We start from the raw sequence: 15,242 nt of genomic DNA, 5'->3' as shown, positions 1-15,242 counted from the left end.
GCCGTCGGGAACCCGTCAGGAGGCCGGGCCGCTGGTGGCCGTCTCAGTTTCGGAACGGATCCAGCCATTCCAGTCCAGCGGGTGAACGGAGGGCCTGCCCAGCAGGTAGCCCTGCGCAGCGGCCATGCCAAGTTCGGTCACGGCCTCGAGTTCCTCCGGCGTCTCCACGCCCTGGGCACCGATCGCGGCATCAATGTACCGGGCGAGTTCGGCCATGGCCGCGGCCCTCAGGCGCTGGCCCGGGGAGTCCTCGATGCCTGCGATGAAACTCCGGTCCAGTTTGATGACGTCCGGGTGAAGTTCAAGGACCTGATCCATGGACGTGAAGCCGACCTCGGCGCCGTTCACGGCGATCCGCAGTCCGCGGCGCCGCAGCGGGGCGATAGCGGCCGTCAGCGTCGGGTACAGCTCGAGGGGGACCGCGCCATTGAGGTCGATGACAATCCGGTCCATGGCCAGCTGGGAATGTTCCAGCAGCCCCGGGATCCTTGGGTCCGCACACGTGGCCGGTGTCAGGTTCAGGGCGATGAACATGTGATCGGGCACGGCCTGCGCCGCAGAAAGGGCCCGGTGCAGTGCCGCGAGTTCAAGGTCGGTGCCCAGCCCGACGGACTCTGCCTCATTGAACCAGTGGTCCGCGCTGGCACCGTCGTCGCTGACGAAACGGGTCAGGGCCTCGACCCCGATCACATGGCCTTCCGGAAGCTGGCGGATCGGCTGGAACGCGGTCATCAGCATCTTGTCGGCAAGGATGGCTTCAATCCGGTTCCTGCTGCGCCGGGTGAAGGGCACAGGCTCAGGCGCAGCCACGCCCTGGGATTGCTCGCTCACCGGGACGGCGCCGTTTTCGGCGTTAGCCAGCTCGGTGGTGGCGGTGAGGTGCTCGAGCAGCACGTGTTCGGGATTATCCGGATGGGCCTCGACCAGGGCGCGCAGCTGGGCGCGGGTCCACGCACTGGCCGGATCTGATTCGGCGAGCAGTTCAGTGATGATCTGGTGGGCTTGCCAGCGCACAGTCATTTCCCTTATGTCCGCCGGCAGCACTGCCTTGGCCCCCAGGCCCGTGGGCAGTGAATCCGTCAATGCGGGAAGGGAGTTCTCGTCCCAAGACATCGGCTATTCCTTTATACGTACTCATTCCGGCTGAGCCCGGAACCAGACCGCGTGTCAGTACCCCTGCGGGTACGGGCAGTTGGCCGTGGAAGAAGACTACAACGCGGGGCACCGTCTTGTCCTGCATTTTTTCGAACGGTGCCTTTTCGTTACTACTCGATGCCGGCAAACAGTTCGTTCAGCTCGGCGGTCAGCTGCTTGCGGAGCGCCGGCGTGCCGATTTCGCGCCCGTCAATGTGATTGACCGGGGCCAGGAGGCGGATGCTGGAAATCAGCCAGACGGCATCGGCGTCCGCCAGGTCCTGGGGTTTCAGCGGGCCGTAGCCCAGTTCCCAGCCGGCGGCCTTCGCGGCGGCGAAGAGGGCGCCCTGTGAGGTTCCCGGGAGAATGCCGCTGTCCAGCTGTGGCGTGACGAGGCGCTTGACTGTTGTTCCGCCGTCATTCTTCTCCACGTTCGCCAGCAGCACGGTGGACGTGGGGCCCTCCAGCACGAGTCCGTCCGAGGACGTGAAGATGACATCATCCGCCCCCTGTTTGTGGGCATGGCGCAGCGCGGCCATGTTCACCGCATAGGAGAGGGTCTTGGCGCCGAGCAGCAGCCAGGGGGCCCGCTCGGCTGCATCGCTGTCGTAGCCGCGGTCAAGGAGGATGACGTCGATGCCGGTCTCGCGCTGGCGCCGGCCGGCGGCTGCCACCGGGGACACCTGCACCCAGCAGGTGGGGGCGGAGGCGCCCTCGACGCCGCGGGTGACGATGAGCTTGACCACGGCCTCGTCCAGCTCCGGGGAGGAGGCGGGGTTGTCGGAGCGGAACGCCGCGACGCCCGTCCCGACCGCACGGCGCCAGTCGTCCGGCCCCGGAATCTCAAGGTCGAGGGCTTGGGCCGAGCGGGCCAGCCGGTCCAGGTGCGCCTGGATCTTCCGCGTGTGGCCGGCGACGGCGAGCATGGACTCGAACACCCCGTCACCGCGGGTGGCGCCCAGGTCAGTGGCCATCAGCTGCGGCTTTTCGGGGTCGGCAAGCCGGCCGTATTCATAGTCCGGATCCAGGAACACCAGCACTGTGTGGGAGGTACGAGACGTCATGCCTCAAGCTTAGTGCGGCCGGTGCCCTATAGGCTGGCTTCACCGCTCCATACGGAATGGCTGCGAGGGTAAGAAATAACGGGGGTTTCAACTGTGTTGTGGCCATTTCCGCTAGCGGAAACACTGCCGGCCTGGGTGATCCTGCTGCTCAGCGGAGTGGATCTGGTCATCAGGGTGCTGGCCGTGGGCATCATCCCGGGCAACCGGCGGCCCACCACGGCCATGGCCTGGCTGCTGGGCATCTTCTTCGTGCCGGCCCTTGGACTGATCCTCTTCCTGCTCTTCGGCAACTTCAGGCTGTCGCGCCGCCGCACCGAGCAGCAGCAGCTGGTCAACGAGCGGGTCCGTGCCGGCAGTTCGGCGCTTTCCGACGTCGCCAGTGAGTATTCCGGCCCCGAATGGGTCCTGTCCGCGGCCGAACTCAACCGCCGGCTCGGGTCGATTCCACTCGTGGACGGCAACCATGTGGAGCTGATTCCCGGCTACCCGGACTCCATCCGCGCCATGGCCGAGGCCGTGCGGAAGGCCGAGCGCTTCGTCAACGCCGAGTTCTACATCATGAGCACGGACCACGTCACGGACGACCTCCTCACGGCCCTCGAGGAGGCGGCGGACCGCGGCGTCCAGGTCCGCGTGCTGTTTGACCACATCGGAACCCTGCGCGTGAAGGGGTACAACAAGCTCCTGAAACGGCTCAGGGCCAGCCGCATCCAGTGGCGGCGGATGCTGCCGCTGCTGCCCATCCACGGCCAGTGGCGCCGGCCGGATCTGCGCAACCACCGCAAGATCATGGTGATCGACGGCGAAGTCGCGTTCACGGGATCGCAGAACCTGATCGAGCCCTCCTACAACAACCCCAAGCACCGCAAGGCCGGCCGCGAATGGATCGAGCTGATGGCCTGCCTCCGGGGTCCGATCGTTCCCACCCTCAATGTCGTGTTTGCCACCGACTGGCTCAGCGAGACGGACGAGTCACTCGAGGACCAGCTGCAGCTGGCTGCCGAGCCGTCGCCGGGCGACGTCACGGCCCAGGTGGTGCCGAGCGGCCCCGGCTTCACCACGGAGAACAACCTCCGGCTCTTCAACACGCTGATCTACTCGGCGCAGCATCGGATTTCGGTGTGCAGCCCCTACTTCGTGCCGGACGATTCCCTGCTTTACGCCATCACCACTGCGGCGCAGCGCGGCGTGGACGTGGAACTGTTCGTCTCCGAGAAGGGCGACCAGTTCCTGGTCCACCATGCACAGCAGTCCTACTACGAGGCCCTGCTGCGGGCCGGTGTCCGGATCTACCTCTACAAGGCCCCGTTCGTGCTCCATGCCAAGCACTTCACCATCGACGACGAAGTGGCCGTCCTGGGCTCCAGCAACATGGACATGCGCTCCTTCTCCCTGAACCTGGAGGTTTCGGTGATGCTGCTGGGCGCGGACATCGTCAACAGCATGCGTGCGGTGGAGGACACCTACCGGGACATCTCCCATGAGCTGAAGCTCGAGGACTGGATGGGCCGGCCGCTCGCGGCAAGATATGTCGACAACGTAGCCCGCCTCACGGCCACGGTCCAATAGCCCCTCACTCAATCGGGGAAGCTGGACCCCAGGGTGGACAGCACGCCGTAGGCCTTGGTGCGGATCTCCTCGTACTCGTCCTGGGGCACGGAATCGGCCGTGATGGCGCCGCCGACGCCGAGGCTGAGCCTTACCTTTTCGCCCGCGGCGTCCTCCTGCACCACCAGAGTACGGATGGCCACCGCCAGGTCCGTGGCCCCGTTCAGCGAGAAGTACCCGATCGCCCCGGAATAGACACCGCGCGGACCCTCCTCCAGCCGGTCCAGAATGGCCATGGTGCTGATCTTCGGCGCCCCGGTCATTGAGCCGGCCGGGAAGCAGGCAGCCACGGCCTCGGCCCGCGGCGACCCGGGCAGGAGAACGGCGTCGATGGTGCTCACCAGCTGGTGCACCGTGGCATAGCTTTCGATCTCGCACAGCCGGCTGACGGTCACCGATCCCGGCTCGGCGAAGTGGCTGAGGTCGTTCCGGAGCAGGTCCACGATCATGATGTTTTCCGCCCGGTCCTTCAAGGACGTGGCCAGGTCGTGGCGGAGGGCGGCGTCGGTGTCCGGGTCAGCAGCCCGGCGGCGGGTTCCCTTGATCGGCTCGGCGCGCATGCCGCCGTCAGACGCTATCCGCAGAAATCGCTCCGGCGACGTGCTGGCCACCGATAGACCGCCAAACCGCAGGTAGCTCGCAAACGGCGCCGGGTTCCGCCGCCGCAGGGCAAGGTACGCCGCCCACGGGTCGAGCGCCGGCACCTCCGCCGCGAGGGTGGTGGTGAGGCAGACCTCGTAGGAATTCCCCTCGGCGATCTGGTGCTGCGCTTCGGCGATCTTGCGCTTGTAGCTCGCCTCGCTGTCCCGGCCGGCAAACGCCGGCGCCGCGGCATTTGCCGCCGGAAGTTCGACGCCGTCGCCGGCAACAGGCGCGGCGGTCACCGCATCGCGGGCGCGGGCGAGCCAGTCCGCGGCGTCCGGCGCGTCCAGGGCAAGCAACCACACCGTGTTGTCCGCGTGGTCCAGGACAGCGGCCCGGCCGGCAAAGATCAGGCCCGCATCAGGCGTGTCCGAGAGGATGTCCTGCCCGCCGGTTTCACGCTTCAGCTCATAGCCGAGGTAGCCCAGCCAGCCCAGCGCGAAGTCGCACGGGTAGTCCTCCGGTCCGCGCACCGCCTTCCGTCCCCACACCGTCTCCAGCCACCGGAAGAACGGGCCGGACACGTTGGCTGTGGCGCATCCGGCGGTGATCCGGGTGACCCCGGAACTGTGCACGACAGACTGGCCGAAGGTGCCGCCGTCGTCCGCCAAAATACTGAACCGGCTGCGCTCCGCCGCGGGGGTTCCCTTGCCAGGACCGGCCGTACCGGCCGAACGCAGGGAGGAGTCCAGCCAGACCGCGTTCTGGGACGTCCCGCACAGCGCCTGAAAAAGTGCGGCGGGATCAGGGCTGGCGTCGATTCGTTCCGACAGCAGGCGCAGGCCGCGCCGTGAGGAGAGCTCGGGAACCAGGGCGGTGGTGAGTGCGGGGAGGTAGGTGAGGGCCTGCAGGGCGTCTGCCGGGGCGGCGCCGTCCGCGCGGTTGAGGATCCGGACGTGGGCATGCTGCGGGATGTCGTCCACGGCCAGGAGTTCCGCCTCCTGCCCGGCCCACTGGTCCCAGAACGGCTCGTACGTCTCGCCGTCGCGGGCCAGCGCGCGGGTGCGGCGTTCGCCGTCGGGGGCGTCCGCCCAGATGACGGCGTCCAGAAGCGGCCTTGCCGCGGCTGCGGCTGCCCCAACGCCCTCCACGATCACGATCTCGGCGGGCAGCGTTACCCGCGGGTCGCCGTCGTTATGGGTTTTCCAGTCCCAGCTGACCCACGTGGCCGCTTCGCCGCGGCTCAGGGGCGCCAGCACCGTGGTGACGTAGCGTTCGATGCCGGCGGACAGTCCATCCCAGCCGGGATAGATGTCCTCCAGGTGGAACAGAGAGACCTTGTGGTGGTTCCGCAGCGTGGCCGCGAGCTCGATGGCCAATGTGGTTTTACCTGCGCCGGACCGCCCGTCAATGGCGATGATCACAGGTGCGGGGGTCATGAAATAGAGCGTACCTGCTGGCTGTCATTAAGCTGGAGCGGGGCGGCATCCGCCGAGGCCGCGGCGATGGCGGAACGGACATACTCTACGATTCCCGGCACCGACCCCTGGATCTGGTCCCACACCGCCGCAAAGTCGCTGTGGTCCCCGTACCAGGGGTCTTCGATGCCCTGATCCAGGGGATCCTTCGTTGCCACTAGGGGGTCGAAGCTGCGCAGCATGCGTATTCTCTCGAGGGATTCGTCGTCCGGGGCCGACGCCCGCAGCCAGCCGTAGTGGTCCACGTCGAGGGCCAGGATCAGGTGGCGTTCCGTGAACCACTCCTTCCGCCATTCCCGGGCAATGTGCCGGTCGGAGAGGAGGTTGTGGGCAGTTAGTTTCCGCGCGGCCCGGGGGTCGATGGGGCGTCCTGCCTCATAGGCGGTGGTTCCCGCGGAGTCCACGACGACGGCGCCGGCGAGCCCCGCCGCTGCAAAGGCCTCCGCTAGCATCAGCTCCGCCATCGGGGACCGGCAGATGTTGCCGGTGCAGACCGCGATGATCCGGTATGGTCTCGTCATTGAGGTCATACGGCTAAGCATGGAGCACGCTAACACCGCTTGGCTAGTAAGTATTCTTATTGTTCAAAACATTTCGCGGTGCCGAAGTTGGGTCTCGCGGCAGAGCGCGGAGTGACCCTGCAGCGGACGCCGGGGTCGGCTCCGAACTGGCACGGGCTGGCAGCGGGAGCCTGCTAATGAATGAACGCCAGCAGCACGCCCACCGCGACGAACAGGACACCGAAAATCCTGTTGAGCGCGGTTTGGCCGCGGGCATTGTGGGTGAAGCGCTGGAACGATTTTGCCGCCGCCGCGAAAAAGAGCCACATGACGAGGATGTCGATGAGAACCACGGTCGCCGCAAGGACGGCGTACTGGGGAAGGAGCGGGCTGGCGGGCCGGATGAACTGCGGCATGAAGGCCAGGAAGAACACGATGGCCTTGGGGTTGAGCAGGTTGACCCACAGGCCCCTGCGGAACATGGACCAGGCAGGCTCGTTCCGGAGCGCGGCGACCTTCTCCTGGTCCAGGTCCGGTTTGCGCAGGAACTGCCTGATGCCGAGGTACACCAAATAGGCGGCGCCGGCATAGCGGATGGCGTTGAAGGCGACCGGGGAGCCCGCAACCAGGACGCCGACGCCGAGGGCCACAACAATGACGTGCAGAATCAGGGCGGCCTGTTGCCCCAGGATGCCCCAGATGGAGCGCTTGAACCCGGCGGTCAGCGAGTTGCTCATGGTGTTGATGGCGCCTGCGCCCGGAGTGAAGCTGATGAGGACGCCGGCGCCCGCGAGGGCCAGCCAAAGAGAGAATTGCACCCAGCAAGTTTAGTGGTTTTGCGGGACGAGCTGTTCCGCGGGGCGTTTTAGCCGGCACTCAGGCCCGGGCGATGACCTCGCCGTTGGGAATGAGGAACCAGCCGTCGTCTGTGGAGCCCCAGCGGTGCCAGCCGGCCGAGATGCGCGTGAGGTCGGCCTCCTGTGCGAAGCCGTACTCAAGGGCCTGCTCCGCAAAGGCCGAATGCAGCACTCGCTCGCCCCACACCCTGGCCTGCCAGCGGCGCTGCTGCCCCGTGGCGTAGAGCCAGTTGCTGCTGGTCGGCGCCACATCCGTGAAGCCGGCGGCCTGGGCCCACGAGACGAGCCGGCGGCCGGCGTCGGGCTCGGCGCCGTTCCGGCGGGCGATCCGCTGGTAGAGCTCCATCCACTCATCGAGCTCGGGAATGGCGGGATACCAGCTCATGCCGTGGAAATCGGCGTCGCGGACGGCAACGATGCCGCCGGGCCTGGCGACCCGCCGCATTTCCCGCAGCGCCTCCACCGGATCGGTCAGGTGCTGCAGGACCTGGTGGGCGTGGACCACATCGAAGGTGTCGTCTTCGAAATCAAGGTCGTAGATGTTGCCCGCCACGAACTCCACGTTCTCCACACCGCGGTCGGCCGCCAGCTCGCGGGCGTGGGTGATCACGTCGGGGGAGCGGTCCAGCCCGGTCACGTTCCCGGGGGCCACCAGAAGCGCGAAGTCACAGGTGATGCTGCCCGGCCCGCACCCGACGTCGAGCACCGATACGCCGGGGGTGAGGTGCGGGATAACGAACGCGGCCGAATTCTCCGCCGTCCGCGAGGCATGGGCTCGGACCACGGACTCGTGGTGGCCGTGACTATAGACATCTTCCGGCTGCTGCGCGCTCATAGGGAAACGCTACTCCTTCTCCGCACTTCGGACAGGTAGCAGGAGGGGCCGTTATGGCGCGCCGGAGGCTTCCTGGCTGGCCCGGACCGTTGCCGCAATCATCGCGTCCAAGAACCGGGCGGCCGTCTCGAGTTCCTGCGCGGTGAACCCGGCCATGGCACTGTCCATGTGGCGGGCCGTCATTCTGCTCATCCTCATGGTGCTGCTGCGCTCCGTCCTCGCACCCGTCCTGCTTGTCGCCTCGGCGGTTCTTTCCTATGCGGCCGCCATTGGCGTTTCCGCCCTCGTATTCAACAACATCCTGGGTTTTCCCGGAGCCGACGCCACCGTGCCCCTGTTCGGCTTCGTGTTCCTGGTGGCATTGGGTGTGGATTACAACATCTTCCTGATGGGCAGGGTCCGCGAGGAGTCGCTGAAGCACGGGACCCGGCCGGGGATTCTGCGCGGACTGGGCGTGACCGGCGGGGTGATCACATCCGCCGGGGTGGTCCTGGCCACCACGTTTGCCGCCCTGGGCGTCATCCCCATCATGTTCCTGGTGCAGTTGGCGTTCATCGTGGCGTTCGGGGTGCTGCTGGACACCGTTCTGGTGCGCTTCCTCCTGGTTCCCGCCCTGGCCTACGACCTGGGCCGGCGCATCTGGTGGCCGGGTAAACTCAGCCGGCTCGAGGCGCAGGAAGCCAGCAAGCTGGAAGGCCCTGCGGAAGTCTTCATCCGCTAGGCTCCGGCGCTAAGTCCCGGCCGGCGTCCCCGCCGGGGCCCGTCCCGTGGCCGGACCCGCAGCAAGCTCTGAGCGCCACCACTCCACTGTCTCCTTGGCTGCCACATGCAGGGGAGTCGGATGAAGGCCCAGTTGCTCCTCACTGGCCCGCGAATCCATTACGAACGGCCGCTGGAACTGGTAGAGCATCTCGCTGAGTTCCCGCATGTCGGCCGAGAAGAGCCCCAAGGTGCGCAGGACCCAGCCCGGCACCGTCTGGACCGTCGCAGGCGGCACGCCGGCAGCAGTGGCGAAGGCTTGAGCGATCTGGCGCTGTGTGAGCGGCGGGTTGGTGGGCGCCTGCAGAACCCGGTTCCACAGCTCAGGCTTCCCCGCGGCCCCGATCATTGCCGCGGCCAGATCGGGAACGTAGGTAAAGGAATGCGGCTGGTCCGTGCTTCCCACCACCTGCAGCCGGCGCCGGGCGAGGATGGCTGGCACCATGCGCTCGCCTGCGTGGGCCATCCGGACGCGGGGGCCGAAGAAATCGCCCGCCACCACGGACACGGTGTCAGTGGCGCTCGCCTTCCGCGCCCGCAGCAGCGCCGCGCGGACGCCGCGCTTGCCGCCTCCCGCCGCCCGCGGGCTGTCTTCGGTCATCACCCGCTCCGGATTGCTGTAGGAGTAAAGGCTTTCGGGAAAAACGACGGCGGCGCCCGCCTCGCCTGCCGCTGCCATGACCGCCTGCTCGGCGGCCGGAAGCTCCCGTTCCCAGGCAGCGGTGCTGTAGGACGAACCGTGGATGCAGTGAAAGACCGCCGCTGCGCCCTTGAAGGCGTCAGCCAGCAGGCCGGGGTTGGAGACATCCGCCTTCAGCTTCTCGATGCGTGGGTGGTCGGGCCCGCCGCCGGAACGGGTGAGAACCCGGACCCGCTCGCCCCGCGCCGCCAGTTGCTGCGCCACCGTCCAGCCCACAGGGCCGGCGCCGGCGACGACATACAGACCGGACATTGAAGTTCTCCTTCGTTCGGATGGTCCCGGATGGCCCCGGCTTGATGAGAGCACTGCTCTCGAAACAAGGATCCTGCTGCCGTCCAGCAAAGTCAAGAGCACCGCTCTCAATTGTTGACACTGCTCTGATTCATGCCATGCTGGGCTGATGCCAGCCACCTCTCAGACTGCCAGCGGGGAAATCCGTACGCCGCGTGAACGGGCCCGGGCGCAGACCATCGCCGACATCATCCGGCTGGGCCGGCAGCATCTGGCGGAACATGGGGCCGCCGCCCTGTCGCTCCGCGCCGTCGCCCGTGACCTGGGTGTGGTCTCTTCCGCCGTCTACCGATACGTCGGGAGCCGCGACGAACTGCTGACCCTGCTGCTTGTAGATGCCTACAACGACCTGGGGGATGCGGTGGATGCCGCGGTCGAGTCCGTCCCCGCGGAAGAGTCCAGGGGCCGGTTCGCTGCGCTGGCCCGCGCTGTCCGGGGGTGGGCCCTCCGGGAGCCGGCGCGCTACGGCTTCCTGTTCGGCAGCCCGGTGCCGGGCTACCAGGCTCCGGCGGAGCGGACCACTGCGCCCGGCACGCGGGTGGTCAACAGTTTGGTGCAGATTCTGGACGGCGCTTACCGGGCCGGACGCCTGGCCGAGCGCGGGCCTTCCGGGGTGCCGGCACCCGTGGCTGCCGATCTCGAGGCAGTCCGGCGTGAGCTGGGCGTGGAGGTGCCGGGCGCCCTGCTGGCCCGCGGCACCCTCGTCTGGACCTCACTCTTTGGAGCCGTCAGTTTTGAAGTGTTCGGGCAGTATGGCGCCGGCACCTTTTCCGCGCCGGATGAACTGTTCGAGCACCACATTGCCGTACTGGCGGATCTCGCCGGGCTGTAGCCCAGCCGGAGTGGCCCCGGCCGGGTAGCTCGGGCTGGGCCCAGCCGGAGTGGCCCCGGCCGGTAGCCCATGCCGGACCCTGTTGCCGCCCCCGCCAGATGAGTAGACTGCCACTGCGCCCGAACCAGGCGCGCCCAGTCCTTTCGAAGGAGTGATCAACCGATGACCGAAAACAGTGGGTCCGGCGACGCCGGCAAGACGCACAACAGCTCCAGGAATCCGGCACTCGAGGGGGACAGCGGCCAGTACGTGGAGGGTGATTACGGCGACGCCGGCGTGGCAGGTCAGGAGCCGGGCGCAGAGCCCAAGGGCGAATACCCGGCAGGGGACTACGGCGACGCGGGAACTGTTGAGCCGTCCGCCGAGGTGGAAGAAGGCGAATATCCGGAAGGCGACTATGGCCGGGCCGGAACCGTCGGCCAGGAGCTGCCCGGGGATGAGGAAGGCGAATACCCCGAGGGTGACTACGGCGCCGCCGGCACGGCCCCCGAAGGCGGCGCCGCTGAAGATCTGAAGGACGAACTTATCGACGGCCAGGTCAATGCACCGCGGAATGACGACGGCGGCACCTCCTCGGGAGGCTAGGCGCCGGTTCACGCTGGGCGAAATCCGGAAGCCGTTTATCGAGGAACCCCCGGTTTTACGCGGATATTCCGTGCGGCAACCGGGGGTTCTTCTCTGCTGTGGACCCGCCCGGAGGCAAAGTTGAGCGTACTCGACTCAAGTTTGGATTGACTTAAATTCCGTGCTGAGTAAAGTTGAGTGCAGATCGCTCAAGGAAGTGGGCGAGCCCAAGTTTCCACGGAAAGAAGGAAGCAACACATGTCACGTGCAGTAGGTATCGACCTCGGAACCACCAACTCCGTCGTCTCCGTTCTCGAAGGTGGCGAGCCCACCGTTATTGCCAACGCCGAGGGTGGCCGCACCACGCCGTCGGTCGTTGCGTTCTCCAAGTCCGGCGAAGTCCTGGTCGGTGAAATCGCCAAGCGCCAGGCCGTCAACAACATCGACCGCACCATCGCCTCCGTCAAGCGCCACATGGGCACCGACTGGTCCGTGGCCATCGACGACAAGAAGTACACGGCCCAGGAAATCTCCGCCCGTGTCCTCATGAAGCTGAAGAACGACGCCGAGTCCTACCTTGGCGAAAAGGTCACCGACGCTGTGATCACCGTTCCCGCCTACTTCAACGACGCCGAGCGCCAGGCAACGAAGGAGGCCGGCGAGATCGCCGGCCTGAACGTCCTGCGCATCGTCAACGAGCCCACCGCGGCCGCCCTGGCCTACGGCCTGGACAAGGGCAAGGAAGACGAGCTCATCCTGGTCTTCGACCTCGGTGGCGGCACGTTCGACGTCTCCCTGCTGGAAGTCGGCAAGGACGAGGACGACTTCTCCACCATCCAGGTGCGCGCCACCGCCGGTGACAACCGCCTCGGCGGTGACGACTGGGACAACCGCGTCGTCGAGTACCTGCTGAACCAGCTCAAGGTCAAGGGCATCGACCTGTCCAAGGACAAGATCGCCCTCCAGCGCCTCCGCGAAGCTGCCGAGCAGGCCAAGAAGGAACTCTCCTCCTCCACCAGCACCAACGTCTCGCTCCAGTACCTCTCCGTCACCCCGGACGGCCCGGTCCACCTGGACGAGCAGCTGACCCGTGCCAAGTTCCAGGACCTGACCAAGGACCTGCTCGAGCGCACCAAGAAGCCGTTCCACGACGTCATCAAGGAAGCCGGCATCAAGCTTTCCGACATCGACCACATCGTGCTCGTCGGCGGCTCCACCCGTATGCCCGCCGTCTCCGACCTCGTGAAGGAACTGGCCGGCGGCAAGGAGCCCAACAAGGGCGTCAACCCTGACGAGGTTGTGGCCGTTGGCGCAGCCCTGCAGGCCGGCGTGCTGAAGGGTGAGCGCAAGGACGTTCTCCTGATCGACGTCACGCCGCTGTCCCTGGGCATCGAAACCAAGGGCGGTGTCATGACGCACCTGATCGAGCGCAACACGGCCATCCCCACCAAGCGGTCCGAAACCTTCACCACAGCTGACGACAACCAGCCGTCCGTGGCCATCCAGGTCTTCCAGGGCGAGCGTGAATTCACCCGCGACAACAAGCCGCTGGGCACGTTTGAGCTGACCGGCATCGCGCCGGCCCCGCGCGGCGTCCCGCAGGTCGAGGTCACCTTCGACATCGACGCCAACGGCATCGTGCACGTTTCGGCGAAGGACAAGGGCACCGGCAAGGAACAGTCCATGACCATCACCGGCGGCACCGCGCTCTCCAAGGAAGACATCGACCGCATGGTCAAGGACGCCGAGGAGCACGCAGCCGAGGACAAGGCACGCCGCGAGGCCACCGACACCCGCAACACCGCCGAGCAGCTCGCCTACTCCGTGGACAAGCTGATCGCCGACAACAGCGACAAGCTGCCTGAAGAGGTCAAGACCGAGGTCCAGGCCGACGTCGACGCCCTCAAGAAGGCCCTCGAAGGCACCGACGACGCCGCCGTCAAGACCGCGTTTGAGAAGCTGCAGGCTTCCCAGACCAAGCTCGGCGAGGCCATCTACGCCCAGGCCGGTTCTCCGGACGGCGCCACCGGCGCTGCGGGTGCTGAAGGTGCCCCCGCCGGCGGAAGCAAGTCTGACGAGGACATCGTCGACGCCGAGATCGTCGACGAAGAAGAGAAGAAGTAACCATGCCGCATCACGGTAACGAAGAAGAGCACAACTCTTCCCGAGACCAGAGCAGCAAGCGCGACGAGCCGGTCATCCGGGACCACCGCAAGGTGGACCCGCTGACCGGGGAGGCCCGGCATCCGGAGGGCGAACAGTCCTCTGCGCCGGAAGCGGATTCCGACGGCGACGCCCTCGCCCAGGCTGAGGAAATCCTCAACCAGGTTGAGGTGCCCGCCGAGGAGTCCGTGGCGCAGGGTACCGAGGCTGCCGCGGCGGCGGAGCTGAAGAACGACCTGCTCCGCCTGCAGGCCGAGTACGTCAACTACCGCAAGCGCGTTGAACGTGACCGCGCCGTGGCAGGGGAGATGGCCGTCATCGGCGTCCTGAACTCCCTGCTCCCGGTGCTGGATGACGTCGACGCCGCCCGCCAGCACGGTGACCTCGCGGACGGCCCGTTCGCCGCGATCGCCACCAAGCTGGAGAATGCGCTGAAGACGTACGGCCTGACCCGCATCGATGAGACCGGCGTCGAGTTCGACCCGACCATCCACGAGGCCCTCATCCAGCAGCCCGGCGACGACATCGAAGTTGACACCGTCAGCCAGGTGCTCCGCTCCGGCTACAAGTCAGGCGAGCGAGTCCTCCGGGCGGCCCAGGTCATCGTCGCTGTACCTGCGTAGGTTGCTCTCGTGACCGCGCCGAACGGATAAGGGGGCCCCGCCCCTACGCTGGGTGGCCAGGATCTGCGATCCTTGGCCACCCAGCTCCGGCAGGCCCGATGCCACTCCCGGGCCCCCTTATCCGTCCGTCGCTCGGCGGTTGTCTCGCCTAAGGTGAGATGAGCGCAGCGCAGCTGGAAAGGGGGCCGCGGCGTGGCGGGCACCGCGAAGCGGGCACGGCCCCCTATCCAGCGGAGCTCCAACGCAACACTGAAAGTAGAGAGGAAACGCCATTGGCTAGCCAGGACTGGGTGGACAAGGACTTTTATAAGATCCTTGGTGTTGCCAAGGACGCTTCCGACGCTGACATTAAGAAGGCTTACCGGAAGCTCGCCCGGCAGTACCACCCTGATACGAACTCCGGGGACAATGCTGCGGAGAAGAAGTTCAAGGACATTTCCGAGGCCTACTCCGTGCTGTCCGATCCCGATGAACGCCAGCAGTATGACGCCATCCGGGCCATGGGCGGCGGCGCCCGTTTTGCACCGCACGGCGCGGGAAGCACCGCGAACGGCGGCTTCGAGGACCTCTTCGGCGGCCTGTTCACCGGCGGCAGTGGCCGGCACTCCGGCGGGTTCAGCACCGCCGGCGGCGTTCCGCCCGAGTTTGCCGACCTGTTCGGTGGCGGCTTCGGCGGCGGCCCTGCCGGTTACCAGCGCGCACAGCAGAAGGGCGCCGACCGGACCGCGAGCACCAGCATCTCCTTCGCCGGATCCATCCGAGGCACCACCATTGGGCTGCGTGAACCGGACGGTGAGGTCATTGACGTCCGGGTTCCCGCGGGCATCAAGGATGGCCAGAAGGTGCGAGTCCGCGGCAAGGGCCAGTATGGCCCGGCAGGTAACGGCGACTTGCTGGTCACCGTCAACGTCAAGCCCCATGACTTTTACACGCGCGACGGCGACAACCTCCGGATCCACGTGCCCGTCAGCTTCCCGGAGGCCGCCTTGGGCGCGGACATCGAGGTGCCCACGATCGACGGCGAACACGTCCGGGTCCGCGTTCCTGCCGGCACCCCGTCGGGGCGCACTCTCCGCGTGAAGGGCCGTGGCGTGAAGACGTCGAAGGCCACCGGGGACCTGCTTGTGACCATCGACGTAGCCGTACCGCAGAACCTGAGCAAGGAAGCTGAGGAGGCCGTGAAAGCATTTGCAGCCGCCACCACCGGCGCGGACGTCCGCCAGGGCCTGGCAGCCAAGGCCCGGCTTTAGGG

13 protein-coding genes and 1 pseudogene are annotated in these 15,242 nt (G+C 66.9%); 7 read left to right on the top strand and 7 right to left on the bottom strand.

Annotation, left to right across the window (positions count from 1 at the left end):
* Positions 1–15: 15 nt before the first annotated feature.
* Positions 16–1,113 carry an EAL domain-containing protein gene (locus tag QFZ23_RS22810; RefSeq protein WP_306926489.1) on the bottom strand — a complete coding sequence of 366 codons (1,098 nt, stop codon included), beginning with the start codon at positions 1,111–1,113 and terminating at the stop codon, positions 16–18.
* 152 nt (positions 1,114–1,265) lie between these two features.
* Positions 1,266–2,198: an aminodeoxychorismate lyase gene (locus QFZ23_RS22805; RefSeq protein ID WP_306926487.1), complete on the bottom strand. Its 933-nt coding sequence runs from the start codon at positions 2,196–2,198 to the stop codon at positions 1,266–1,268.
* 96 nt (positions 2,199–2,294) lie between these two features.
* Here QFZ23_RS22805 and cls point away from each other — a divergent pair, with 96 nt between their 5' ends.
* Positions 2,295–3,767 carry a cardiolipin synthase gene (gene cls / locus QFZ23_RS22800; RefSeq protein WP_306926978.1) on the top strand — a complete coding sequence of 491 codons (1,473 nt, stop codon included), beginning with the start codon at positions 2,295–2,297 and terminating at the stop codon, positions 3,765–3,767.
* A gap of 8 nt (positions 3,768–3,775) precedes the next feature.
* Here the strand turns inward: cls and pabB are convergent, their stop codons facing one another.
* From pabB to QFZ23_RS22780, 4 genes are all read right to left on the bottom strand, one after another.
* Positions 3,776–5,827, bottom strand: coding sequence for an aminodeoxychorismate synthase component I (pabB, locus tag QFZ23_RS22795; protein ID WP_306926486.1), 2,052 nt, complete (start codon positions 5,825–5,827; stop codon positions 3,776–3,778).
* On the bottom strand, positions 5,824–6,396 hold the full coding sequence (locus QFZ23_RS22790; RefSeq protein ID WP_306926485.1) for a low molecular weight protein-tyrosine-phosphatase: 573 nt from the start codon (positions 6,394–6,396) through the stop codon (positions 5,824–5,826). Before QFZ23_RS22790 ends, pabB begins: the two co-directional genes overlap by 4 nt.
* Positions 6,397–6,560: 164 nt before the next feature.
* Positions 6,561–7,184, bottom strand: coding sequence for a LysE family transporter (locus tag QFZ23_RS22785; RefSeq protein ID WP_306926483.1), 624 nt, complete (start codon positions 7,182–7,184; stop codon positions 6,561–6,563).
* Between the two features lie 58 nt (positions 7,185–7,242).
* Positions 7,243–8,058, bottom strand: coding sequence for a class I SAM-dependent methyltransferase (locus tag QFZ23_RS22780; RefSeq protein ID WP_306926480.1), 816 nt, complete (start codon positions 8,056–8,058; stop codon positions 7,243–7,245).
* A 178-nt stretch (positions 8,059–8,236) separates the two neighbouring features.
* On the opposite strand from QFZ23_RS22780, the pseudogene QFZ23_RS22775 reads away from it, so the two are divergent.
* Positions 8,237–8,779 (top strand): annotated as a pseudogene (locus QFZ23_RS22775) (MMPL family transporter); the annotation flags it as partial.
* Between the two features lie 9 nt (positions 8,780–8,788).
* Here the strand turns inward: QFZ23_RS22775 and QFZ23_RS22770 are convergent.
* Complete coding sequence (locus tag QFZ23_RS22770) at positions 8,789–9,769, bottom strand: NAD-dependent epimerase/dehydratase family protein (protein WP_306926479.1); 981 nt, start codon at positions 9,767–9,769, stop codon at positions 8,789–8,791.
* 148 nt (positions 9,770–9,917) lie between these two features.
* On the opposite strand from QFZ23_RS22770, the gene QFZ23_RS22765 reads away from it, so the two are divergent.
* The 5 genes from QFZ23_RS22765 (at position 9,918) to QFZ23_RS22745 (ending at position 15,240) form a co-directional block, all read left to right on the top strand.
* Positions 9,918–10,640, top strand: a complete 723-nt coding sequence (locus QFZ23_RS22765; protein WP_306926477.1) for a TetR/AcrR family transcriptional regulator — start codon at positions 9,918–9,920, stop codon at positions 10,638–10,640.
* Positions 10,641–10,802: 162 nt separating this feature from the next.
* Complete coding sequence (locus QFZ23_RS22760; RefSeq protein ID WP_306926475.1) at positions 10,803–11,225, top strand: hypothetical protein; 423 nt, start codon at positions 10,803–10,805, stop codon at positions 11,223–11,225.
* Between the two features lie 237 nt (positions 11,226–11,462).
* The gene (gene dnaK, locus QFZ23_RS22755) at positions 11,463–13,328 is read left to right on the top strand and encodes a molecular chaperone DnaK (RefSeq protein WP_306926473.1); all 1,866 of its coding nucleotides are present in this window, start codon (positions 11,463–11,465) and stop codon (positions 13,326–13,328) included.
* A gap of 2 nt (positions 13,329–13,330) precedes the next feature.
* Positions 13,331–13,990 (top strand): nucleotide exchange factor GrpE, encoded by a 660-nt coding sequence (locus QFZ23_RS22750; protein ID WP_306926471.1) that lies wholly within the window; start codon positions 13,331–13,333, stop codon positions 13,988–13,990.
* Between the two features lie 272 nt (positions 13,991–14,262).
* Positions 14,263–15,240, top strand: a complete 978-nt coding sequence (locus tag QFZ23_RS22745) for a DnaJ C-terminal domain-containing protein (RefSeq protein WP_306926469.1) — start codon at positions 14,263–14,265, stop codon at positions 15,238–15,240.
* The last annotated feature ends 2 nt before the right edge of the window (positions 15,241–15,242 follow it).

The sequence above is a fragment of the Arthrobacter globiformis genome (genome assembly GCF_030818015.1).
In the GTDB taxonomy this organism is placed as follows: domain Bacteria; phylum Actinomycetota; class Actinomycetes; order Actinomycetales; family Micrococcaceae; genus Arthrobacter; species Arthrobacter globiformis_C.
This window is presented reverse-complemented; position numbering and strand designations above follow the sequence as displayed.